18 protein-coding genes are annotated in these 25,583 nt (G+C 42.5%); 7 read left to right on the top strand and 11 right to left on the bottom strand.

All coding sequences use genetic code 11. From position 1 onward, the window contains the following. Window positions 1-45: 45 nt before the first annotated feature. The 7 genes from RB622_RS24855 to tsaE form a co-directional block, all read right to left on the bottom strand. Window positions 46-1,368 (bottom strand): vanadium-dependent haloperoxidase, encoded by a 1,323-nt coding sequence (locus RB622_RS24855; RefSeq protein ID WP_308049450.1) that lies wholly within the window; start codon window positions 1,366-1,368, stop codon window positions 46-48. Next, window positions 1,368-4,637 (bottom strand): VCBS repeat-containing protein, encoded by a 3,270-nt coding sequence (locus tag RB622_RS24850; RefSeq protein WP_409021910.1) that lies wholly within the window; start codon window positions 4,635-4,637, stop codon window positions 1,368-1,370. The genes RB622_RS24855 and RB622_RS24850 overlap by 1 nt, the downstream gene beginning before the upstream one ends. A 204-nt stretch (window positions 4,638-4,841) precedes the next feature. Next, window positions 4,842-6,446, bottom strand: coding sequence for a SusD/RagB family nutrient-binding outer membrane lipoprotein (locus RB622_RS24845; protein WP_308049448.1), 1,605 nt, complete (start codon window positions 6,444-6,446; stop codon window positions 4,842-4,844). Window positions 6,447-6,454: 8 nt separating this feature from the next. Continuing rightward, the gene (locus RB622_RS24840) at window positions 6,455-9,568 is read right to left on the bottom strand and encodes a SusC/RagA family TonB-linked outer membrane protein (protein ID WP_308049447.1); all 3,114 of its coding nucleotides are present in this window, start codon (window positions 9,566-9,568) and stop codon (window positions 6,455-6,457) included. A gap of 315 nt (window positions 9,569-9,883) precedes the next feature. After that, the gene (locus tag RB622_RS24835; protein ID WP_308049446.1) at window positions 9,884-10,291 is read right to left on the bottom strand and encodes a hypothetical protein; all 408 of its coding nucleotides are present in this window, start codon (window positions 10,289-10,291) and stop codon (window positions 9,884-9,886) included. A gap of 138 nt (window positions 10,292-10,429) precedes the next feature. Then, complete coding sequence (locus RB622_RS24830) at window positions 10,430-11,656, bottom strand: alanine dehydrogenase (RefSeq protein ID WP_308049445.1); 1,227 nt, start codon at window positions 11,654-11,656, stop codon at window positions 10,430-10,432. A gap of 58 nt (window positions 11,657-11,714) precedes the next feature. Beyond that, complete coding sequence (tsaE, locus tag RB622_RS24825) at window positions 11,715-12,119, bottom strand: tRNA (adenosine(37)-N6)-threonylcarbamoyltransferase complex ATPase subunit type 1 TsaE (RefSeq protein ID WP_308049444.1); 405 nt, start codon at window positions 12,117-12,119, stop codon at window positions 11,715-11,717. A 308-nt stretch (window positions 12,120-12,427) separates the two neighbouring features. Between tsaE and RB622_RS24820 the strand changes: the two genes are divergently transcribed. Then, entirely contained in the window at window positions 12,428-13,384 is a 957-nt protein-coding gene (locus RB622_RS24820) for a TIM barrel protein (protein ID WP_308049443.1), read from the top strand. 35 nt (window positions 13,385-13,419) lie between these two features. Here RB622_RS24820 and RB622_RS24815 read toward each other — a convergent pair whose 3' ends face one another. Beyond that, window positions 13,420-15,246, bottom strand: coding sequence for a 7TM diverse intracellular signaling domain-containing protein (locus RB622_RS24815; protein ID WP_308049442.1), 1,827 nt, complete (start codon window positions 15,244-15,246; stop codon window positions 13,420-13,422). 35 nt (window positions 15,247-15,281) lie between these two features. Then, the gene (locus RB622_RS24810; protein WP_308049441.1) at window positions 15,282-15,944 is read right to left on the bottom strand and encodes a response regulator transcription factor; all 663 of its coding nucleotides are present in this window, start codon (window positions 15,942-15,944) and stop codon (window positions 15,282-15,284) included. Window positions 15,945-16,100: 156 nt separating this feature from the next. On the opposite strand from RB622_RS24810, the gene RB622_RS24805 reads away from it, so the two are divergent. The 3 genes from RB622_RS24805 to RB622_RS24795 all read left to right on the top strand — a co-directional run bounded on the left by RB622_RS24805 (window position 16,101) and on the right by RB622_RS24795 (window position 19,089). Continuing rightward, on the top strand, window positions 16,101-16,478 hold the full coding sequence (locus RB622_RS24805; protein WP_308049440.1) for a LytTR family DNA-binding domain-containing protein: 378 nt from the start codon (window positions 16,101-16,103) through the stop codon (window positions 16,476-16,478). Window positions 16,479-16,865: 387 nt separating this feature from the next. Further along, a complete protein-coding gene (locus tag RB622_RS24800; protein WP_308049439.1) occupies window positions 16,866-17,903 on the top strand; it encodes a Gfo/Idh/MocA family oxidoreductase in 1,038 nt (345 codons plus the stop codon). Window positions 17,904-18,258: 355 nt separating this feature from the next. After that, window positions 18,259-19,089 carry a hypothetical protein gene (locus RB622_RS24795; RefSeq protein WP_308049438.1) on the top strand — a complete coding sequence of 277 codons (831 nt, stop codon included), beginning with the start codon at window positions 18,259-18,261 and terminating at the stop codon, window positions 19,087-19,089. Between the two features lie 171 nt (window positions 19,090-19,260). Here RB622_RS24795 and RB622_RS24790 read toward each other — a convergent pair whose 3' ends face one another. Both RB622_RS24790 and RB622_RS24785 read right to left on the bottom strand, forming a co-directional pair. Beyond that, entirely contained in the window at window positions 19,261-19,407 is a 147-nt protein-coding gene (locus RB622_RS24790; protein WP_308049437.1) for a hypothetical protein, read from the bottom strand. A gap of 97 nt (window positions 19,408-19,504) precedes the next feature. After that, a complete protein-coding gene (locus RB622_RS24785; RefSeq protein WP_308049436.1) occupies window positions 19,505-19,870 on the bottom strand; it encodes a DUF3244 domain-containing protein in 366 nt (121 codons plus the stop codon). Between the two features lie 648 nt (window positions 19,871-20,518). Between RB622_RS24785 and RB622_RS24780 the strand changes: the two genes are divergently transcribed. From RB622_RS24780 to RB622_RS24770, 3 genes are all read left to right on the top strand, one after another. Next, the gene (locus RB622_RS24780) at window positions 20,519-22,996 is read left to right on the top strand and encodes a TonB-dependent receptor (protein ID WP_308049435.1); all 2,478 of its coding nucleotides are present in this window, start codon (window positions 20,519-20,521) and stop codon (window positions 22,994-22,996) included. Window positions 22,997-23,767: 771 nt separating this feature from the next. Continuing rightward, entirely contained in the window at window positions 23,768-24,367 is a 600-nt protein-coding gene (locus RB622_RS24775) for a sigma-70 family RNA polymerase sigma factor (protein ID WP_308049434.1), read from the top strand. 88 nt (window positions 24,368-24,455) lie between these two features. Next, a complete protein-coding gene (locus RB622_RS24770; RefSeq protein WP_308049433.1) occupies window positions 24,456-25,559 on the top strand; it encodes a FecR family protein in 1,104 nt (367 codons plus the stop codon). The last annotated feature ends 24 nt before the right edge of the window (window positions 25,560-25,583 follow it).

Below are 25,583 nucleotides of genomic sequence, written 5' to 3'. Positions count from 1 at the left end.
AAATGTTTATTCACTGGGCTTGCCGCAATTAACTGGTGCCGTACCTTACTTCGCTGCTGCTCCATGAACACCTGCTTTTTTTATTGTTTCAATCACAAATTCACCAATCCTTTTCCCCTGATCTGCTCCGTTTTCAATTGCGTCGCGGTAATGAATTCCGCCATACAAACGGGATATCGCGGCTTCCGCAGCTGCTTGTCTGAAAGATTTAAAATCTCTGGATGGTAAATCAAATATCACTTCCGTATCATCGGTGAATGAAAAATTGTCCCCCAACAAATAGGTAAGGGCTTCGGCTACTGCCGTAGAAACTACGCTATGCCCGCTGGTATACTCGGGGAAAGGAGGTGTTTGCAAAAGTGGCTGCCATGCCGGATCGATATACCGGTTGATAACAGTTTCCGGCCTGATGCGGTTGCTCCGGTATTTTTCGTCCCAACAACTGATAAAAGCATCCATCAAAGTGGCGGCAATAATCCCATGGATCATAATGCCGCGATCCAGATCTATTTTAGCTTTTGTGGTAGCAATACTGGTAATATTCATCCAGTGTCCACCGGGACTTATCTTCTTAAAACCGATCGACATGTGCCCTGATGTATTGATCGCAAACGGGTTGCAGTCCCAATACGAAGCAATAAAGCGGGTTTTCTCATTCAGTTTTTTTCCGGCATCATAAACTTCATAAGTCAGTTTGTAAAATGCACTGGCACTGTCTTTGCTGAAAGGAACCGGCGGTGCGGGCTTAAACTGTCCGCTGGAATCGATCAGCATCGGGCGGATGGTTTTCCAGTGCGGCTCTATACCTTCAATATATCCCGGAGGCGTAGGGAACCAATAACCATCACCCTTCAAAGGCCTGTATCTTAGCCTTGTACTTAACTTAGAATAATTGTCGCTGCTCGAAAAAGTAATTATTTTCTTCGCCACTTCCTGGGCAACTGCGACGGATTGTGCCACAAGCTGATCCGGGTAACCATCTTTTTTCAACGTCGCCAAAAGCTTTTTCTGGTCTTCTTCCAGCATGTAACCTGAAGGCAAAATGATCCTTCCCGTTTCCAGAATACAGTAAAGCGCCGCAATTTTATAGTCATAAGCGGTTTTACTTTCAATCTCTATTTTACTGAGTCCTTTCACATACGCAGATGGTGACACGACGGACTTATTGTTGCGGGCAATGATTTCCTGAGCGCCCAGCAGACAATACGTATAAAACCGGCTCGCTGCCGGCGGATTGGCAACATCATGGATCATGACCATGGTCACAGCAAAAATAGCCGGTTGTAAATGTCTGTCCAGTTCCTTTTTTGATTTTTGGGCATGGGCAAGCTGACATATTAACAAACTTAAAAGCAAAAGTCTTTTCATTATTTTTTCTGTAATTGATAAAATTGAAGCGGCATATTAAAGGCGCCTATCAAAAGATATGGTTCTTTTTTAATGTTAATTTCAACGACCGATTTAACGTCACCAGTTACGGAAAGCCCCGAAAGCGGCTGGCTTACATAGCTAAAATGCCCCTTTCCATCGCCTCTCAGATAACACCCATAATTGGCATCCATACTTCCGATTTTCAGACGGTTATCGGATTTGTTTCCAAACAGCAGCAGGTCCTTGTTTCCGTCCTTATCGAAATCTTCATATCGTATCGAGGTTACCGGCGCAAACTGGGCCTGAACCGGAAGCACCTGTTTTTCAAATTTTCCGTTTTTATTCATAAAACAAACCGAGCGGGATTCGTTAAACTTCAATTTCCCTGCCTTACCCAATACTTCCGGCGAAAAAATATCCGTCATGGTGGCGCTTGCATAATCCTTATAAAAAGCGAATTTTTTCCGCATCGGATAGATCTGATCATTCAGTTCATCACGGCTGACAAACGGATAAGATTTCCCCTGGATATAAAAATTAAAAAAAGGATCAATCGAACCGTTGTTGTCAAAATCAGCAAAATACAGCTCTCCCGGTTCGCTATGTGAAACTTTGATCTGGGAATTTGTGCCAAAATTTCCGGCAACAATATCCTTCTTTCCATCACCGTCAATATCTTCGATCAACAACGAAGACCAGAAACCCGACTCATCTTCCGAGAAATACTGAGCCGTTTTATCAACGAACCCGTCTTTGGTATTGGCATAAATCTTAACCGGCATAAACTCGCCACAGATAATCAGCTCCTTTCTTCCGTCATCATCCAGATCAGCCCACTGCGCGTCTGTCACCATACCCACTTTTGAAAACGGTGTCGGTGTTATCGTAAATTCGCCCTTTCCGTTATTCGTCAAAAGAAATGAAGCCGGCGTTTCAGGATAACGTCCCGGAACAATGCGGCCACCGACAAACAGATCCAGATCGCCGTCACCATCATAATCACAGGCCCGGACACAGGATTTACTACTTGCTTTGAGATTGGGCATCGACAATACCGCCAGATTCAATTTTCCTTTGCCGTCACTCAAATAAATTTCGTCCTGAAGGGAAAATGTATTCGGTTCAAAAAGTGAATATCCCCCTTTGGCAATGTACAGATCGTCAAAACCATCGCCATTGGCATCAAAAAATAATGCAGCGGAATTAGCGGAAAGATTTTCATCCCCGATCGCAAAACCTTCCATTTCTTTGAATGTTCCTTTCGAATCCTGCAACCAGATTTTCCCTTTTTTGTTCTGATCCCCGCTCAGATAAATATCTTCCAGACCGTCCTTGTTGACATCACCTTTGGCAACAATGGGCCCCGTTTGCGAATACATGGACAACATCAACGGCTGACGTTTGAAGTCATTCTCACTAAAACCTTCGTGCTGATACGTAATCGCGTGCTCAGCTTTGGCAAAAACTGCCGGTGTTTTCGCTGGTTCCTTCTTTACATTTTTCAGCTTTTCGGACTGTTTCTCAACAACCAGCAACTGGTTGGAAGTTACGCCGGTCAGCCATTGCTCCTTTTGATCCGGCCAAATTATCCTGACCGAATCCACTTGTGTTTCCGTATCAAGCCCAAAATGCAGTTTTAGCGGAAGGCATGACAGATATCCCCTATTCGGGTTTACCTCCTGATATTGTTGTTTTCCTTTCGAAAACAGAAACACCTTTGCTCCTACCGCATTTTTGTTTCCTTCGGGCTGCTTTAGTTTCACCTGAAGATAACCGCCCTTCGATTGCTCCCGTCCCATATTTTGGTATACAAAAGCCGGTTCGTTGATATTGCTCACAACCAAATCCAGGTCACCGTCATTGTCAAGATCAGCATAAACGGCGCCGCTTGAAATGGCAGGGTTATTAAGTCCCCAATCTTCCTGTTTTTTCGTAAAAGTCAGGTCTCTGTTATTTTTGAAAATATAGTTCGCCAGTTTGGTCGAAGGCATGGCCTTGATCAGATCCATCAACAAAAAAGGCTCTTTGTTTACCGCCTGTCTGATCTTGTAATCGCCCCAGTATTTTAAAAAATCCTTGTTGGTGTAATCTCTCAGATAACCATTGCTGACAAACAGATCTTTAAATCCGTCATTATCAAAATCTGCCAGCAGCGGACACCAGCTCCAATCGGTGTTTGAAACACCGGAAAGCTGGGCAATTTCACTGAAAGTGCCGTCGCCGTTATTCAGCTGCAACATATTCCGCATATACTGCCGGTTCAGCTTCTGTTTCATCATGAGCTCAAAAGACTCGTAATTCTCCTGAAGCTGCAACAATTTCTGGCGTCTGTTATCCTCCGGAAGCATATCCAGCGAGACAATATCCGGCAAGCCATCGTTGTTAAAATCGGCAATATCCAGCCCCATCGAAAACTGAGCTAAATGCCGGAAACACGCTTCCGAGTCTTCATGAAAAGTACCGTCACCGTTATTGAGGTAGAGATAATCCGGTTCATTGTAATCGTTGGTAACGTAAATATCCTGCCAGCCATCCAGATTGATATCTGCAATGGCAACACCCAATCCGAACGTTAACGGATATTGATAAATGCCTGCTTTTTTAGTTACCTCAACAAATTTATTATTCTTGTTTTCAAAAAGTTTGTTACCTGCCAGTTCGTCTGTTTGTGTCCTGAACTTGGCCAGCTCCATGTTATCAATTTTTTTTACGCTATGATTGAGCAGGAACATATCCAGGTCTCCGTCATCGTCGTAATCAAAAAAGGTCGCCTGTGTGCTGTAACTGATATTATCGAGACCATATTCTTTGGCCTGCTCCACAAACTTCACCGAGCCATTTTGCACGCCCTGGTTGATGAACAACTGGTTTTTCCGGGCTTCGTCATCTACTTTTCCTGAATAGCAAATATGAATATCCAGCCAACCGTCGCCATTCACATCGGCCATGGTGACACCCGTTTTCCAGCCACCCTTTCTGCCTTCAATGCCTTTCCCGGCAATACCCGTAACATCCCTGAACTTAATAGGAGCGCCTTTTTCCCCGTCGAGGTTAAGATACAATTTATTGGATTTCATGTTTGAGGTAAAAAACAAATCATCAAATCCATCATTATTTACATCCCCCACTGCCACGCCCCCACCATTGTAGAAATATTCATAAGCCATTACGTTCAGGCTTTCATCTTCATTGATATCATTCCTGAAATCAATATTGGTTTGTTTTGGCGTCAACAACTGAAAAAGCGGCTGTTGCGCCTGGGCCATAGAAAAGTGAAACCCGAGCAAAAGAACCAGGGATTGAACACCTGAAATTTTTCTATTCGTCAACATGAAAAAGAGAGTAAAAAATGTAACGAAAGATATATCATAAAAACTAAAAAAACTTCAACAAAATGCTGAAGTTCGGATTAATAGTCACTGTGATAAAAACGGAGTAAGAAAAGAATGTTTCTTACTCCGTTTTTTTTGTTATTTATCCCACCAGATTCTGGATGACCATTTGTCTCCGCCTGAAAGTTTCCCAATGGCTGCGTTGTAATTCGCACCATTTAAAGTTGCCTCACCTGTTGGATAAATTTGTCTTCTTGGTATAACACCGCCAGAGAAATTTCCTACATAATTAACCGGAGTCAGGACAGGATACCCTGATCTTTTCCAGTTATTCCAGGCTTCTACAAAATTAAACAAAGTGCCATTAACCACCCAATATTGTTCATTGATCTGTTTAAGCGCATCAGCAGTAACCAATGGATTCGCAGCGGCATACGCATCCGCTACACCAGCGCTAATGGCAGCTGTTGTACCATAGCGACCAAGCGTTTGAATACCAGCCGAAACTGCATTTTTATAATGTGCCGCAGCGGTTGTAGCGCCAACTGAAAAACCACGTGTTGCAGCTTCTGCAAGAAGCAATTCCGTTTCTGCGTAAGTCAGAACAAAAATTGGGGCGCTTCTGCCTCTATAAATACTTGCCGGACGTGAATATTTTCCAATCGGCGTAATATCTGCACCTGTCCCCGAAGCTCCGTTGTAACCAGGAGATTTAGAAATATCCGTTGCTCCACCATTCAAATCATAACCATTAGGTAAACCCAGTTGAACAGCAGGATCTGAATTACCAGCTGCCACACCTTGATTTCCTGCCAAACCTGCAACCGGAACTTCTGCAATTACGCCTAATCGTGGATCGTTGGTTGATTTCAAATAATCAATCATCGTTTTACTCCATCTTACCTGATAAACGTCAGCAGGAGTTGATAAAGCAGCACCATTACCATTCGTATAACCATTGGTGTCATCCCCTGATACATAAGCATCATCACTCATGCTCGCAAATGTACCACCGGCCGCTGCCTTTTCAGCATAGGTTTTAGCGGTTGCAGGGTCAATTTTCACCAGACGCATCGCAAGCTTCAACATCAGAGAATACCCATATTTTTTCCATTTAGCAACATCACCCTTATAACCTGCAAACGCATCATTCGTTGCAAGTGGTTTTGATGCGTCAAGCGCTGCAGTAGCCGCGTCCAGGCGGGTAAGCAGCGATTTATAAATACTCTCCTGCGTATCATAAACCGGTAATGTTATAGCAGCCTTTGCTTTTAACGCCTCCGTATAAGGCATGTCGCCATAAACATCACTAATCGTCGCCAATGACTGCACCTGCATAATCACCGCGATATTCATCAGGTTCGCAAGAGCAGGCTTATCTTTTGCCAACTGCTCCATTTCGTAGGCAAAACTGGCGGCACTATAATCTCCGTTCCAGGTACTTGCCAGATAGGAGTTTGTATTGCTGGATATAACATACTTATCCGCATTTGAATAGTAGTTAGCCGCTCCGGAAGTTGTGGAAGCCAGAATTTGCACCCACATACTTTGGAAAAGAATCGCGCCGCTATAACCCGCTGTGGCACTAACATGTTTCCATTGAATACTTGGCAGCAGCAAGTTGGGATCAAACGTCGTTGAAGACGATTTCGTAGGATCCGTGTTCAAGTCATCAAACTTGTCAGTACATGACATTGGAACCATGCCTGCCAACAGTAATAATATAGAAAGTCTCTTTTTCATAATTCGTCTCATTTAAACTTGAAGTTTACATTGATACCATAGTTACGTGTCGATGGAAGGCTTGTTCCTTCTATACCCGAATAGGTTAGATTTGCCCCAAAAGATGCTTCCGGATCAATGTTTTTAGTCTTTTTCATGATGTAAAATAGGTTTCTCGATACCAGAGAAATATTAACTGCACGAATTAAAGGCCACTTCGCAATCAATTTTGTAGGAATGTTATACCCAATTGTCACCTGACGAAGCTTGATATAGTCTCCGTCTACCGCACTTATTTTAGTGACGTTATTAGCGAGCGCCGTATAATAGTCTTCCGCTGATGCTTTTACCGTATTGGCTACTCCCGCTTCGGAAACGCCGGTAGTAATTCCATCTCTTCCAACAAGTGTTTCCTTATGTAAACCTCTTCTATAAGCATAATTCTCAGTCGCTGACAATATTTTATTACCATAGTTGTAGTCAATCAGGAAAGAGAAATTAAGATCCCCTACATTGAATTCGTTGTTCAAACCACCGTACAAAGTTGGTAAGACCGTTCCTAAATCAAGAAGATCCCCTCTAACCGGAAGTCCGGACTGGTCTACAACAATCTGCCCGTTGGCTGCATATTTGTAATCATACGCTCTTAACTGAGGACCAGCTTTACCCACTACGAATGCAGTAACCGCATTTCCAAGCGTTGCTCTGTTAGATCCCAGCGTGATTGGATTGTTATCTGCGTCTGTCTGTAGAATTTTATTTTTAACCGAGGTAAGGTTCAACGATACATTCCAGCCTAATTTAGATCTTTTAACAGGTGATCCTGTAATCAAAACCTCCAAGCCTTTATTTTGTACAGAACCTGACCCAACCACACCTTTCACGTAACCTGTTGCGCTACTGTAATTGGCTGGCATAATTTCATTTTTTGTTTTCTGGGTATAGTAAGCAAGATCAAGACCAAGACGATTCCCGAAAAACTTCATTTCTAAACCAAATTCCACTTCGCTTTTCGTGAACGGTTTAAGGAACAAATTTGGAAGCTCATCGCTAAAATTCCCGGTAGGTACACCTGTTGGGTATCCCGGCACATTGATCGAATTGCCAACACCATAATAAATAGCAGTTCCGTATGGTTTTGACGGCTCTCCGCTGGTGCGTGCATAAGATGCACGAACTTTACCGAATGATAAACTTGGAACATTAATGATATCGTTAAATACAAAGGAACCGGTAACCGAAGGCGTGAATATGCTACGCGCCGAACCTGGCAAAGTTGAATAGGTATCATAACGACCTGTCGTCGATAAGTTCAATATCCCTTTATATCCCAAATCTACACTGTAGTATGCCGATTGTACTTCTGAATTAGCAACCTGATAATCTCTGTTGAAATTAACAACGTTGTTAAAGCTGTACAGATAGGGAAGAACAAAAGGAGAACCTCCTACCTGAACTTTTTCGTAACGGTTCTTTCTCAAGTTTGCCCCAACGATCGCATCTACTGTAAATTCGTCGTTATTGAATGCCTTATTAAATCCAACCAATCCGTCTACGTTCAATTCCGTACGCTGAGCATTGGATAACTCATCCAATCCGCCCTTTCCGCCATTCGAATATCCGGTTCCCCATGGCGTAACTTTAAAGATACGGTCGTTGGCATTATCGTAACCCAATCTTGCCTGGGCATACAACCAGCTGGTAAATTGATACTTAGTGGAAAGTGCTGATATCAATCGCTTACGATCAACATTGTTGACAAACTTGCTTGTAACAAAATAAGGGTTTGTCACATACTCATCATCGCTAAAAACAATTTCTTTTCCCGTAACCGGGTCAAAACCAGGAGCCAAAATTCTTTGATCAATGTTCGAAGCAAGGAACATACCATTGTTTGCGTTCATTGGGCCGTCACTAAGAATTGGTTTGTTTTTAACATTCTCAATAACATAATTACCCATTACATTAATGCTAAGCTTTTTGGTAATATTCTGATCAGCAGTAAGGTTAAAAGTTTTTCTTCCCAGGTCGCTATTTTCGATAATTGACTTGGTATCAAGATTAGAAGCTGAAAGACGGAAAGAGCCATTTTCACCACCTTTGGTAACCGCCAATGTATTTGTGAAATTTGATCCCATTCTGTAAAAATTCTTCACATTATCCTTTTGAGCAGAATAAGCATAGTTTTTACCGTCAAACTGAATCACCTGACTTCCGTCAAGTGGGGCTCCCCAGCTCTTTCTTGCAGAAATTTGCGCCGCGGCAGCCGTCAAAGGCTTCTGACCGCCAACTCCCTGGCCATATACGTATTGGAAATCCGTCATATCTCTTGGCGTATCCATCGAATAATTCATGTTGTAGTCAATGGAGAAATCCCCTTTTTTGCCTGCTTTGGTTTTAATAAGGATAACCCCATTCGAAGCACGTGCACCAAAAAGTGCAGATGCGGCCTGTCCTTTCAAAACAGTCATCGTTTCAACATCATCAGGGTTCAGGTTTCCAAGACCATCACCACCATCGGCTCCACCCCATTCACCTGCTGATCCACGTTGCGTGTTATCCATTGGTACACCATTGATAACAATTAACGGCGATCCGGCAGAGTTCATACTCGGCATACCTCTCATCAGTATTTTGGCAGTACCACCTGGTCCACCGCTTGTACCTTTTACATTCAAACCTGCAACACGTCCTGCCAAAGAATTACCAATGTTGGTTTCGCGGGCCTTTGTCATCAAGTCGCCGCCAATGGTCGTCACCGAATATCCCAGTTTCCTGGCATCTTTAGAAATACCCAAAGCAGTTACAACGACCTCCTGTAAGTTTGCAACATCAGGAACCATTTTAATCGCGAAGTCAGATTGATTGCCAGCTGTTATTTCTTGTCTCGCATAACCGATAGAGGAAATAACCAGAATAGAACTGCTTTTTACACCGGCAAGTGTAAAGTCACCGTTAGCATCTGCATTGGTTCCGGAATTTGTCCCCTTTATTGTTATCGAGGCCCCTGGCAATCCCGCACCATTTTCGTCCAGTACCTTACCCGACACCGTTTTGTCTTGCGCGAAAACGGGTGACATAATAAGGAAAAGACCTAGTAGGATAAAAACCCTGGAATAGGTTTTAAGTAATTTTTCTTTCATAGGAAAATCATTTTTAAAAAATAAAGAATAGGTTACCGTTTCAATCTGCAAAATTATAGCGATGCAAATCAGCTTTTTTCACAAATATCCTAATATAATTTCTAATTAAATAATTTTAAATAGTCTCCTAATTGCTTATTATTATTTTTTAATAACTATTTCAAAATCAATGAAATGTGACCATCAAGGCTAAATCAATTTAGCATATTTTTTAAAAAATATAATACATTGAAAATCAGGAGGATAAAAAAACGGGTGTCATTTTTAAAATGACACCCGTTTTAATAAAATTTTTACCCCGGTTACATAAAAAAACTAGTTATCCTCGGGATATGGCACGAAAATGAATCCTGAAAAATCGCCAATTAATGCAAACAGGCAGCAGTATTCCTCCGGATTTTTGTAGTTTTCCGTAAAGAGTAAAACCGATTCCTCTCCGATCAGTTTGCGGTCTACAAATTCCTGCATATAGGATGCGCGGTAGTTATAACGGTTGGTCAATTCTGTGGATCCGATCAGTAAAACCCCCAGATCCATTTCTTCATTTGTAATGACAAAAATCGGATTATCAGAAAACCCACGTTTCCTGATCTGATACGATGCATCCTTTAACTGATCCGACACGCGGACAAAATCCTGTGATACCATTCCCATCAGCTTACGGTTCAACTCGGGTGAATTGGCGTCGTCCATCAGAGAATTTTCATTGCTATTGTTAATCATATTATGGCTTTCGGCAGTCGGCGGTCGGCAATCAGCCTTGGCTCCCGGCCTTTTTTAATTATTAATTAGTCCTGGTAAACTGTCTCCATTTTAGTAAACTCCAAGCTGAAAGCCAATCGCCGACAGCCGAAGTCAAAATCACATTCTCGCAGCCAGCAACAGCGTCAAATCTTTATAACGCATGTTAAAACTGCGGGCGATGTGAGAGTTTGTCAGCGTTCCTTTGTGACAGTACACTCCTTTCATAAACCAACGATTGGCATAAATCATTTCCTCGATCCCACCAATTGTTCCCGTTTGCAGTAAAAAAGGTAAAAATACATTACTTAAAGCGGTACTTGCCGTATTGGCCACCCGCGACGGAATGTTTGGTACACAATAGTGAATAACGTCGCTGTATTTAAAAATCGGATTTTTATGCGTTGTCATTTTAGAGGTTTCAAAAGAGCCGCCCTGATCGATACTTACATCAATAATGACCGAACCAGCCTTCATTTGAGACACCATATCCTTCGTAACAACCATCGGGCTCGTGCCATTTTCAGCACGCATGGTTCCAATAACCACATCGGCCCGGCTGATAGCCTCCGCCAAAGTATCCGAGTCAATTATAGAAGTGTAAAGATTTTGCCCGATAGAATATTTTAGTCTTTGTAAACGATAGATATGTTTGTCGAAAATTTTAACATCAGCCCCAAATCCGATGGCGGCACGTGTGGCATATTCCGCAACCGTTCCAGCGCCAAGGATCACAATCTTTGTTGGCGGCACACCGGTAATCCCGCCCAGTATTATTCCCCGTCCTCCACTCGGGCTGGAAAGATATTCTGCCGCGATCAGCAGCACTGTACTCCCGGCAATTTCGCCCATAGCCCGGATGATGGGTTTCCCGCCCACCTGATCTTCGACGAGCTCATAACCGATGCCGGTAATTTTCGACTGGTTGAGCTTTTCAAAATACTTCTTTTCCAGCGACGGCAGGTTCAAGGCCGAAATAACCGTCGTACCCGCTTTGATGAAATTGAATTCTTCTTCAACCAATGGCTCCACTTTCAAGATCAGATTGGCCTGGTATACTTCCTCCGGACTCTGCACAATTTTGGCGCCGGCTTCACTGTACTCATGGTCCGAAAAATTAGCTCCTTTTCCTGCATTTTTTTCAACCCATACCTCATGCCCGTTTCTAACCAAAATACTCACGGCGTCCGGTGTAAGCGCGATCCGGTTTTCCTGTAAAGAAATTTCCCGTGGCAGACCAATATTTAAGGAATTCTGATTTTTCCGGGTAGCCAGTAACGATTCCTGCGGATAGAGCACCGACTGTTTAGCCAATTCTTCAAAACCAGTGATTTGAGGCTGTGCCATGGACTAGGTAAAATATTAAGATTAATGAGAGATGCGTGTAATTATTTCGGGATCAACGCTATTGTCTTTCTTCTGTCACGACCAAAACCCGGTGTCCGTCTTCATCCATATCCATGGTGATCAACAGATGCGGATAAGGCCATAAGGACTCGATTTTCTCCGGCCATTCTACAAAACAAAATCCACCGGAATCAAAATATTCTTCGATACCAATATCCAGCGCTTCGATCTCACTCCGGATCCGATAGAAGTCAAAATGATAAACCAGTACGCCTTTTTGGGTGATATACTCATTTACGAGCGAGAATGTCGGGCTTTGAACGATCGATTTAACACCAAGCAGTTCACACAATTTCTTGATCAGCGTGGTTTTCCCGACTCCCATGGAACCACTAAACAACCAAACAGGGACATTTTCCCCGATCCGTAGCAAGGAAGCCGCAACAGTATCTAATTCCGACAATTCTTGAAAACGGATTATAGCAGGCAAAGTATTCATGTGACAAAAATACCATAATTTAAATACACTAATTGCATTTTGTAGCCGACAATTCTTTCAGGCATTGCAGGAAAACGATGGTCAGCCCTTACGCACTGCACGTACATCTGTCACAGTACGTGAATTTGTTGTCACCGGATCGTAAATATTCAACGTCTTAATTTATGAAATATCATTACAATCGCGGGTAGTAACCTCACTTTTTCGTCCTTTACTCAATATTAATTCCTGTTCCTTTTCCCATCACCTTTCGGATAAACGCTTAAAAATAAATGATACCAGCTGAACTATCCCGTCGAAAATTCCTGATCAATGCAGCACTTGCAGGCAGCGCTATCCCTTTGTTGACCCATGAGGCTTTTTCCAGCCAACCGGGCAGGGTTGCCGATGTCCCTAAAATCAATATTTTTTCAAAGCATTTGCAATTCCTGAACTACAAGGATATGGCAGAGGCCGCCAAAGAAATAGGTTTTGACGGGATTGATCTGACCGTCCGCCCCAAAGGGCACGTGTTGCCCGAGCGCGTAGAAAACGACCTGCCACTGGCCGTTGAAGCGATGAAAAAAGTGGGTTTTGCCCCCTTAATGATGTGTACGGCCGTGGAGGATGCCAATAACCCGCTCGACAAAAAAGTACTGGAAACGGCCGCGACCCAGGGAATAAAGTATTACCGGATGAACTGGTATAAATACAATGAGCAGAAAACCATCCCGCAATCACTGAGCGAATACCGTGATAAAATGGCAGGTTTAAGCCAATTGAATAAAAAACTTGGTCTGACCGGATGTTATCAGAATCATGCAGGGAGAATGGTCGGGGCTTCCATGTTTGAAATTTGGGAGATATTACAAAAAGCAGACGCCAAACACATGGGCGCACAATACGATATCCGCCATGCAACGCTGGAAGGCGGACTTTCCTGGCAGACTGGCTTTAATCTGATCGAGTCCCATATCAGGACGATCGTTCTGAAAGACTTTATGTGGGATAAAAGCAGTGGAAAATGGGCTCCTAAAAGTATGCCGCTGGGCGAAGGCATGGTGGATTTTAAAACCTATTTCAAATTATTAAAAGATCATAACATCCAGGTACCGATATGCCTGCATCTTGAATATCCGCTTGGCGGAGCAGACCAGGGCGCCGACAAAATAACCGTTGCGCCCAAGGTCGTGTTTGACGCGATGAAAAGAGATTTACAAAGAGTGAAAGAATTGTGGCAACAAGCTTGATTGCCATTGTTCAACAAACCCGGAAGCTGCAAAATTTAAGTTTCGTCTTTCAGTGCGACCTTAATAATGATAACCGTGCCGCTTCCGGGCTGACTATCAATCAGTAAATCTCCCTGAAAATAGTCCCTGACCCGGATTTCCAGATTCCTCAGCCCCTGCCCTCTTTTGATACGAGCCAGATCGAAACCTATTCCATTGTCTTCAATGATTACCGTGAGCAGTTTTTTTTCTTTCACGAGCTGGATATTAATCTCCGTGGCTTCCGAATGTTTGATACAATTATTAAGCGCTTCAATAATTACGACATACAACACCCTTTCCGCATCAGCCGGTATCCGTTTTTGCATACCTATAAAATCGAAATGAAAAACCGGTGTTTTAATATGCCCATACATTTGCTCTAAAATTCCTGCCAGGCCCAATTGATCCAGCGAAGAATTGCGCATTTTAACCGCAATGCTGCTGATATTTTCACTCAAAGTATTTAATATTTTATAAACCGGCGCCCACCGGGCCTTATCAGAATCGGTGGCATACTGTTCCTGAATGTACTCAATGTTCAGCTTGGCTGCCGAAAGCTGTGAGCCGATCACATCATGAAGATCGGCTGCAATGTCCATGCGTTCCCTTTCCTGCGCGGTAATTTGAGTAAGTAAAATTTCCCTTTGCAAAAGCCTCCTCTGGTCAAAATCCAGCTTGAAGCGATAGGCCAGTCCGAACGTCAGCGCGAACATTTCAAAAAGCGTGGCGTAATAATAATATTCATGCATTTCCTGTACCGGAATTTCATGAAGATCCGAAGAGGTTTCCAGCAGCACCATGAGCAAAATCGGGACCGTTGCGAGCAAAAAAAGCCAGGCCGGCCTGTAATCTTTCCGAATACTCTGATAAAGATAAATGATTGGAATAATGCACAAAATCAGCATAGGGATATAAAAAAAGCCCCGCAAATGAAACAGAGCAAACCCGTTGTAATACACATAGCCAAACGGAATAAACTGAAGCAAAATAATTCCCCGGGCAACCATCGGTAAGAAAGTCAGCCTGACCGGCGAAATCCGGAGATACTTTTCGGCAAAGAGCACATACAGACAAGGTATCAGCGAACAGATGATGCCATAGGCATCCTTTCGCAAAATAATTTGGGGCAACTCATCAAAAAGCAAAAATGTATAGTCATTGTACAGCAGCATCAACGACACCGAACATAACACACAGCCAAAATAATAGGCATAGAGCCAGTCCCGAAAAAGGCACAAAAGCACGATGCTGAACAACAGCATAATACACATACCACCAATGTACAGGCTCTGAAAAATCTGCTTTTGCTTCAAATACTGTCTTGCCTCCGATTTCTCATAAAGTACGAAGGGAGATGCTGTAAGGCGGAAATTGAGATTCCTGATCCGCGTCCAAAGCATATACTTTTGCCCCGGCAGCACATCAAAAGTTAACGTGAGATAGCCACTGGAACTTTCCCGGTAACGCAATGGAATGTGACTTCCTGTGACGGGAAAAGTTTTTACAAGTGAGTCGCCCTGGGTCAGATAAGCCTGAAGAGAATCGAGTCCTTTCGTAAGCAAAGTAAGTGTTTTGACTTCCTTGCCATCATTCCGAATCGATAAGCGCAACCAGTGCGGAAGTCCATTTATGCCAAAATTAGGACTGCTTCCCACAAATAACTTCCAGTCTTTACGAAGCATAACCTGCCTTAACCCGAAGGAATCTGTTGAGTCTATAAAATATTGAATATGCCGACTGAATACAATAGATTTAAAATCAGGCTTTATCGATACTAAATCCTGACTTTTCAATTCAGAAACAAAAAAGACCAGCACAAACAGCGTAATGTATTTTATCATTCAAGTAGAGGTAGCGTCACTTAAAGATACAACCATTAGCTAAAAAAATTCATTTCAAAAGCGAGTTTGACGAGATGAGCCGCATTACGTGCATTAAATTTGCGGATGAGATTCTGCCGGTACTCGTTAATCGTATCCTTTTTGAGTGTCAGAACCTTCATCATATCTTCTGTTGACAAGCCTTCTCCCAACAGCCGAAGGATCTCCTTTTCCCTTGGAGTCAGCAGCACGCCACCGGCTCCCAGACAATTTTCATCCCTTCTTTTTTCATTCAATATCATCTCCACCTCTTTCTGAAGATATCTCTGCCCTTCCTGAATTTTCTGGATGGCCAATATCACTTCTTTGTAATCCGCGCTTTTTAAAACATATCCGTCGGCACCAAGGGTAATGGCTTTCTTAACCAGTTCGTAGTCCCGGTGATTCGACACCACCAGCTTCTTAATATTGATCGAGTGGCTTTTAATAAATTCAAGAATATCAAAACCGGCCAGTCGCAGCGACTGGCTATTGCGTGTTTCCGGCATGCTCAGATCCAGCAAAAGCACATCCGCAAGAGCGGCCTGAAGTTTAAAAACGACTTCGTGGAAAGTCTCTGCAAATCCGACAACTTCAATATCCTCCCGGCCTTCAAAAAGCTTTTCATAGCCCTGAGCTACCAAAGTGTGATCTTCTGCAATGAGTATACGGATTGACATCTGGGGTGAATGCTTAGCAATTAATGAGTTGACAATACTACGAAGAGTATCCAGAGAAACAAACCCCCTAAAAATGGGGGTTGCCGAAAAAAAACGATAGCCTTAACATTGCAGCCATGGAGTGTAACCCTTCTCTCATCAAAACTCCAATGAAATATGGACTCGGCACGGAAAATTTCAAGTTTTGCCAAGGCAATTGACAATACGCAAAAAATACCGCTGAGAAACAATGGAAAGCTGGAACATGTGCCAATTGACCATGTCGAACACATTGAGGCGGCAAGAAACTATTCTATCATTCACGGACTTAGCGGAAAATTCTGGGTAAGCTCAAAAACATTGCAGGCATTCGAAAAACTGTTAAATCCGACACACCAGTTCCTTCGTTTACACAGGTCATACCTGGTAAACCGGGCGGTGATCATCGACTGTTTTTACGAAAACGATGCCTTTGTCGTGTTACTAATCAATCAAAAAAAGATCCCGGTCGCACGCAGACATATCAAGCTTGTACGCATGGAGGTCATGAATTAAATAATTTCAGAAAACCTTATACCCGATAAAAGTACAATTTATCCCCAACGCATTCAGCAAACTATACACACTAGCGCCGTTCAATCGTATTGTCGGCGTTATTTGTTTTATGGCGATTCCGTTCCGGAAATCGTTAGGCTGCTTGTCCTCTCAGCAAGTCTCATTTATCAAAATCTATCAGTGGATCATCGGTAAAATGTCGTCATCATCGTAATGTCACGCGTTTGGGATCCTGCGCGTTCCGCTTTTCACTAAAATTATAACCTGGTAATGCGCCATAACTCTTGACTCTGTATTGGTAAAAGTTAACTTTGCAAACTGCTAATCAGCCAAAGGAACCATTCCTTCGGTCTGTTCAAAATGTATCATTTATCTATTCCTTATCATATGTCTTCTAAAATTCTTAACGTCGGCCTTATTGGTTTCGGACTTTCGGGACGCTATTTTCACTCACCATTCCTTTCCATCAACCCACGTTTTAAATTAAAAACTGCCGTAGAAAGAAGTAAGAATGAAGCGCAGGAATTTGATCCGGCAATTGAAAATGCACGCTCAATCGATGAGCTTTTAAGTGACGAATCCATTGATCTTGTATTTATATGTACGCCCAATGACACCCATTTTCAATATGCCCTGGACGCATTGGAAAACGGGAAACATGTGGTTATTGAAAAACCATTTTCGGCTACCGAAGAGGAGGCAAAACAATTGGTGGCACTCGCCAAAGAAAAAGGGTTAATTCTAACGGCCTATCAAAACCGTCGTTGGGATTCCGACTTTTTAACGATCAAAAAACTCCTGGCAGAAGGCAAACTTGGCGACATCGTAGAATACGAATGCCGTTATGACCGCTTCCGTCCCGTTGTCCCGACTGAATCCTGGAAGGAAAAGAAAGTGGATGTAGGTGGCAATCTATATAATCTCGGGCCTCACTTGCTGGATCAGGCGCTTGTCTTGTTCGGGACACCTGAAACGGTTACGGCCGATGTGCGCACGGTAAGACCAAACAGCGAAATCGACGATTATTTCGACGTTAGGCTTGGTTATGCCGACAAGCTGGTCATTCTAAAATCCAGCTTGATGGTTTACGAAAACTCTCTGCGCTACACTTTGCATGGTACAAACGGGTCATTTATAAAAGGCGGACTGGATGTTCAGGAAGAAACATTGCGTCAGAACATCCTTCCCAACCAGGAACCCTGGGGCCACGAACCCAAAAATCGCTGGGGCACCTTGTCGAGCCCTGAATTCACGGGTATTGTAGAAAGTGAAGCCGGAAACTATATGCCATTTTATGACAATGTTTACGAGGCAATCGTGGAAGGCGCTGAACTTGCCGTTAAGCCGGAAGAAATTCTCAGAACCTGCCGCGTGATTGACTTGGCATTCCAAAGCAGTCAGCAGAAAAAAGTAATGACTTATTAGGTTTATTCTCAATATTCCGTTTAAAATTTTAAAAAGCGCCGGAGAAAATTAATTTTCTCCGGCGCTTTTTCATTTAGGCCATATACAATTCTAAAATCCCCTATTGCACTGCCCCCGCCAGCGATTAGAAAAAAATTAGAAATATGATTATTCCCCTTAAACCGGTGCAATGCAACGCATCGTTGCAATTAAATAAATCCAATAATACTTAAATTTGTACGTGTTCAAAAATCACTGCTTTGCGATTGAACTTTAGTATTTAAAATTCGATTACAAGACTAGTTTAAATATATAAAGAGATACATAGCAAGTCAGAACTATGTATTCGTTTGCATAATACCTCTTCTATTTTAGCATGAGAAAACTATTATTCGTTAGCATATTTGCTATCCAGGCACTTACTGGCTTCTCGCAGTCATACGATTATTTAAAACCGCACAATAACAAGGGAAAGATATTCATTTCATGGGGTTGGAACCAAAGTGGCTATACCCATTCCGATATCCGTTTCAAGGGGAATGACTACGACTTCAAACTCAAGAGCGTCATTGCGAAAGATCGTCAGACACCTTTCACTTTGCGCTATTTGAATCCTTCAAAAATGACAATTCCGCAGTACAATTTCAGAATTGGATATTTTATAAATTCCAAATACAGCATTTCATTCGGCTTCGACCACATGAAATATGTAATGCAGCAAGATCAAACGGTTAATATCAGCGGGCACATTGCTGGTTCCGGCACAGATTACGACGGAACTTATAACAATGAGCCAATAAAACTGACGGGCGATTTTCTGAAATTCGAGCATACAAACGGCCTGAATTATCTGAATCTTGAGTTAAGAAGAATGGATAATCTTTTCGATCAGCGCTCATTAAAGATAAAAAACATCGACATTAATCTCATTCAAGGCGTTGGTATTGGATTGCTTTATCCAAAATCAGACGTAACGCTGTTAAACTATGAGCGCAATGACCAGTGGCATGTGGCCGGTTACGGGGCCAATCTCGTTGCCGGGCTTAATGTTACCTTCTTTAAGCATTTCTTCATTCAGGGTGAGATGAAGGGCGGTTACATCAACATGCCCGATATCCTGACCACTCATTTCGTGGATGACCGTGCTTCCCAGCATTTCTTTTTTGCGCAAGGCAATGTGAACTTTGGGGTAATTTTTAAGCTGTAAGCTAAGATCAAAGCATTTAATGGCCTTTGGCATTTTTTTCATGGATTGAAATCCATGGTTACAAGATCGGTCATACCTACGGTATTGTTTTTTTTGCGTTTGGATGGTTTTATTTATCAGTGGATTATTCAGGTTATGGCCAGGTCATTTTTTTGAAGTCTCAAGATAGGCTCAGGCATTCAGTAAGGACAGACGAGACGCAATCATCAGGCAACAACAGCCCAATAGCCCGCACCAACGTATCCCCAAACCAACCCTTAACACCTCAATAAGATCAAAACGATCCAGTGCCATCGGCACGAACGATATTGTAGCCATGGAATTCATTCCATAAAAATTTATAGAAACAACAAAAAAGAGAACAGCGTTATGCCGTTCTCCTTTTTGCATTGTAATCTAAATCGTCCTGCTTTGCTTATTTAACAGCCGTTACCAAACGTTTTGTTTCAGTAGCAATTACAAAAGGCTTTTCAGTGATTTCCGTTCCGTTATTGATAACGAAAGTGTAATTACCATCCAAAAGGTTAGACAGGTCAAATACTTTTGAATAATTTTCAGACTTAGGAATAGCAGAGCTGTAAAGCACTGTTCCGTTTTCGTCCTTAATCGTTACAGAAGATCTTTCTTTAACACTGTCAAGTTTCAGTCTGAATGTAAGATCATTAGCAGAAACCAATTCAATTGCAGCAGCGCTTGTGTTGTTAACTTTTTCGCCGGCGAATGAGAAACTTGCAGTTGATACTCCCACCAAAACTGCGATTGCCAAGATTGTTTTTTTCATGATGTCTTTAATGTTTTATGATGCTTAATCTTTCTGTTAAGAATTGTACTTTACAGATATAGTTAAATTGATAATCGAAATCTTCTTTAATTTTCCAAAAGCCCTTGCTTTTGTTGCTTTTGATATTTCAAAGGTAGATAACAATCTTAATACAAGTCAATAAGAAAGATTTCATCTTAAAAAGTTCATATCACAGTCCTATGTTAATATTAAAATTATCCTATGTTTATAGTAAAAATACAACAAGTAACTTAAATTGAACAATAGTACTTTTGCGACACCGACAGCAACCTATTGTACTATTTCAATAAATAGTAATCTTATAGACTTCTCCCAAAAATTCAACAAAACTAACGTTCCAATGCCCGTTCTGATTAGTGCCATAATACCTTCGGAATACACCATTTTACTACCGCGCATTTCCATCCGTCACCGGTAATATATTTCCACGTCTCCAATATATTCCTCGGACAGTCACCCTGAAATTCAAGGCCATATCAAGCCCATAACCGCGCCGAGCGAAGTCTCTTGTTCGAAAAAGTTTATAATTTTTATTTAATATAAATACAAATAGAGTACTTTTGATTCACTATTTATTATTAGTCTTAATAAATAATATATTTTCATTATTAATCTCACTTTCCGCTTATGAATGCAAAATACTCACTCTCATTACTTCTCTTATTATACTGTCTGAACCTCTCAGCCCAACAAACTGCTGCAAACTTGCAGGGAAACGTAAAAACGACCAAAAACGAACCAGCAGCCTTTGTCAGCCTTCTGATCAAACATTCACAGATTGGTACCATAACCAATGAACAAGGCAAGTACAGTATCCAAAATGTCCCCACCGGAAAACACATCCTTGTTGTAAAAGCAGTAGGCTTTGATTTGATTGAAAAGGAAATCAACATTGAGGAGAACAGAACATTAACAGTTAATCTGACGATCAGCGCGGCCACAACCCAACTTCAGGCCGTAGAAGTTACCGGTCGTAAAGAACAAACCTATAAGAACTCCTATGCATTTTCGGGAACCAAAACCGAGACGCCTTTGCGTTACGTGCCGCAGGCCATTAGTTATGTAACCAAGGAAGTAATGCTCGACAGGCAAGCCTTCAAAAACAGCGATGTGGTGAAAAACATCAGCGGTGTCAACCAGTTTTCTTACAATAACAATGACTTCGTATTACGTGGATTTCGTGCCAGCAACACCATGATCAACGGTTTACGCGTGAGCAGCAGCGGATGGAATCAGTCACTTATTCCTCATGTGGAGCGTGTAGAGGTAATAAAGGGTCCGGCCTCTGCGTTGTTCGCCAACACGGATCCGGGCGGAACCGTTAATATCGTTACCAAAAAGCCTTTGGATGAAAACCGGAAGTCGGTCAACTTTACAACGGGAAGCTACAATACCTACCGACTTGCCACCGACTTTACCGGGCCGATGAATGAATCCAAAACACTCCTGTACCGCTTAAACTTTGCTTACCAGAACGCTGAATCTTTCCGTGTTCTACAAGGTGGCCAGGATGTTGTCGTGGCTCCTTCCATATCCTTTATTCCTGATGAAAAAACCCATGCGAACATCGATCTGGTCTTTATGAGTTCCGTCGGGAAGCTCGATCGCGGGCAGCCGATCTTTGGTGCAACCGCCGGAACACAGCTTAACTCCACCCCTATCTCGTTCGCGCTTGGCAAGAAAAGTGATTACATCAAGGAATTGAATATGTATTCCACGCTTTCATTGACGAGAAAATTAACAGATTGGCTATCCTTCAATGCCTCATACATGAAGTTTATGTACAACGAAGATCTGATGGAACACCGCACTTCCAACGGTTATGGCATGGATGCCGACGGCAAAGCCATTCCGACGCTCATGCAGATGCAGACCATCAGAAGACAGACCAGAAATTATACCGATAATGTAAGTGCCTATTTTATTTCGGCATTTAACACCGGAAAATTCGAACACAAACTCTTGGTTGGTTACGATCATATCCTGTTTCACACCGCTCTTGGCAACTCCAATTACAACGCCGGCGGATTTATTAATGCAGCCGGGAATGGTGTTGTATTGACAAAGAGCGGCACACCGGCGGCTTATGACCCCAAAAACCGATCCTTGTATATGATCAAGGATAATATGCCGGTACCCAACGTTCCTTTTTTTAATCTTGAAAACCCAGATTACAACATCACCGACATCTCAAGATATTACAATATCAGCTCGGCGGTTACGCCTTCAAGGTATTATGCCGATGGCGTCTACATTCAGGAGCAGTTCAAGTTTGGAAAATGGAATGGTTTGCTGGGATTACGCATGGAGCACTATACCGATATGCTGAATTACACGCTAAAAACGGAGAAAAAAGTTAAACAAAAGGCTTTAATTCCGAGAGTCGGCCTGGTTTACACGCCGATGCAATGGGTCAGTTTGTATGGGACATACACCGAAGGATATCAGCCGCAATCTGCCGGGACAATCGGTGCACCGGAAATTTATGGCGGTCCTTTCGACCCGTTGATCAGCAATATGATTGAAGGTGGTGCCAAAATGGAATATTTCAAAAAAAGACTGGCTGTTAACCTTGCGATTTATCGTATTGAACAAAACAATGTATTGGTCAATGCAGGCGCTCCCGACAACCTGAATTTACTTCGCCAGATAGGCCAACAGCGCGCTACCGGATTGGAACTGGATGCCTATGGTCAGATCACGCCAGAACTTAGCCTGACGGCCAACATCGCATTCAACAAAGCAGAAATAACAAAAAGTACGAATGAGGCTGAGGTTGGAAAAATATTCCCGAATGCTCCCCGCAAACAAGGTGGTTTCTGGGCAAAATACAAATTCCCGCAAAAAGCAATTTCCGGTCTTGCTGTGGGTGTAGGCAGTAATTTCGTAACGGAGAGAACAACCAACGACACGAAGAACAATCTTAAACTGCCCGGATACACTTTACTGGACGCCGCGATTTATTACACCGTTGATAAATTCCGGCTGGCTTTCAATCTGAACAATGCCTTTAACAAAACCCACTGGGTTGGCGGCTTCGACTACAATCGTTTATTTCCCGGCGCCCCCCGCAATTTCCTGATCGGTATCGGGTACTCGTTCTGATCAGCTAGAGGGTTCAAGGCGGAAAACATCATGCGCCTTCCCTCAGTTTATGACTTAAGTAGTATCCAACTTGTTGATATGATCAAAAGTTGGATATTGTTTATACAGCAGGAGACAACAGCGACCATTTCAGAATTTTAAAACCGTATCACGGACCGTACATCTCTTAACAAGAGTGATTTAAATGGCCGTAATTTCAGATTTGACAATGCTTTTTGTCCCCTATTCATGGTGCTACGAAGGTTATCGCCAAAGACTTTGGTCTCGACAGAGATACTGACCTTGCTACGATAGCTTTCTTTGCAGACCTCAAAAACACGCCTTCCGAAGGGTTCATTTATTTTGAACGAAATAAATGAACCCTTCCCTTCTTTCGTCGCACACGCCGTGCCGGTACATCATTCCGGCCGATGGATCTGTATGGATGCGGCTGATTACGACCGTGATGGTGATACCGACATTTTTCTTGGGAATTTTTAAAAAGGTTTTATGAATCAGGCTAATTTTATGCCGGACTGGGAAACCCGTTTACCTTCTATAATGCTGAAAAGCAATACCCTCAAAAAAACTGATTGGGCTCGAAAAAAACTTTCCTACCCTACCGGTGTAAAAATGTCAGGCACAAATAAGTTTATTAATGTCAAAATTTGTAACTAGTATTAATTTATCAATATCTGACAGAAAAATGATAATATTCAGGAGCTAACAGAACTAAAATTGCGCTATTCTTATAAATTTTAATACTTTTGAGGAAATAAATAACCTAACTATTTGATACCAAGCGCTACATATCACGATGACAAAGTACTATGGCTGGCCTTCAAGCAGGGTGATGAAACTGCCTTTACGGTACTTTATCATAAGTATGTGCGGGTACTTTACAGTTATGGAAAAAAAATCCTTGCTGATGAAGAAGCCGTAGAAGATATCGTTCAGGAACTATTTATTGATCTCTGGCAAAGCAGAAACCGGCTGGCCGATGTGGAATCTCCAAAGTTTTATCTATTCCGTTCGCTCCGCCGCCGGATTCATAAATCGCTCAGCGAAACGCACAATCTCAATCAGCGCTGGGACCATATTGATGAGTGCATCCATCCGGTATCGCTTCCAAAAGAATACGAAATCATTGAAGCGGAAAGTTCTCAAAAACAAAAAGACGAACTGAATGTCTGGATGAAAAATCTGCCGGTTCGTCAGTACGAAGTACTTATGCTTCGGTATTATCAGGATTTCAGCTATACCGAGATCTCCGAAATCCTCACCATCAACGAACAATCCGTTCGAAACCTAATCCAGCGAGCCGTTTTAAAACTGCGTCAACTGACTATTTCCGCACTATTCACAGGATTATTTTTATTTTTTTTAAAATAATCCTAACCAAGTGAGTTAAACAATCCGTATAGTTCCTCTTGCTATATAAAGGACAAGTTTAATTTTTACACAGAATAGTTCTATCTATATGCGTTACTACCAATACGAGGTAACCGACTTTCTTGAAGATGCATATTTCAAAGAATGGGTATATAATCCCGGCCCTGAAAATGAAACCTTCTGGAATGAATTTTCAATCAGGTATCCAGAAAAATCGGAGATAATTGCGGGTGCAAAGTCTATCCTTTTGCAACTCAAAGCCGATATGGAGCTAAATTTCCCTTCTGATGAAAAAATAGAAAACATACTTTTCACGATTCACGAGAATAAAGACAAAACCGGTTCCCGGCCTTCCCGGATTTTATCACACTGGATGGCAATTTCATTTGCCACCGCTGCTATGCTTGTTCTGTTGGTAGGCTGGCTTGTGGGCAGCAAAAGAAATACCTGCGTCTCGTATCAGGAACTCATATCCGCAGTTGACGCACCTTTGACTGAAAAAACAAACAACACATCGCGGCCTCACCTGGTGACACTGCCAGACAGCAGCACCGTTTTACTGCACCCGAACAGCAGCATCAGTTACCGCAAAGATTTCAATAGAGACGGCAGGCGGGAAGTATATCTTTCCGGACAGGCATTTTTCAGTGTCACAAAAAACCCCGACCTTCCATTTTTTGTATACTCCAATGAATTGATTACCAAAGTACTGGGAACAAGTTTCCTAATTAAATCTTTCGACAATCATCAGCAGGTAGAGGTTGAGGTAAAAACCGGAAAAGTCTCCGTATACACCAGAATGGATCATGACGCCGAAAGCACCCGGACGAATTCCCAGCTGGGCGGGGTCATTATTACACCCAATCAAAAGGTCTTGTTTTCGAGAGAAGAGATCAGGATAAAAAAATCACTGGTGGAATTTCCTGAAATCATCCCGTCCACAGTATTACCCGCCCCCATGCTGAAATTTCAGGATGCCACCGTTTCGCAGGTTTTCGCAAATCTGGAACAAACCTATGGAATTGATATCGTGTATGATGAAGCGTTATTCGGTGGCTGTCTGCTGACGGCTTCTTTCTCAAATGAAAATCTTTATGAAAAAATCGACCTGATCTGTAAAGGCATTGAGGCCAGATTTGAAGTCGTAGACGCCCGCATAGTCGTTAGCGGCAGAGGCTGTCACCAGGATTAGCAGTGCTTTTAATTCCTTAGTTTA

The sequence above is a fragment of the Dyadobacter sp. LHD-138 genome, from assembly GCF_030929615.1.
GTDB lineage: Bacteria > Bacteroidota > Bacteroidia > Cytophagales > Spirosomataceae > Dyadobacter.
The sequence above is the reverse complement of the archived record's forward strand: the minus strand, read 5'-3'. Positions and strand labels throughout refer to the sequence as shown.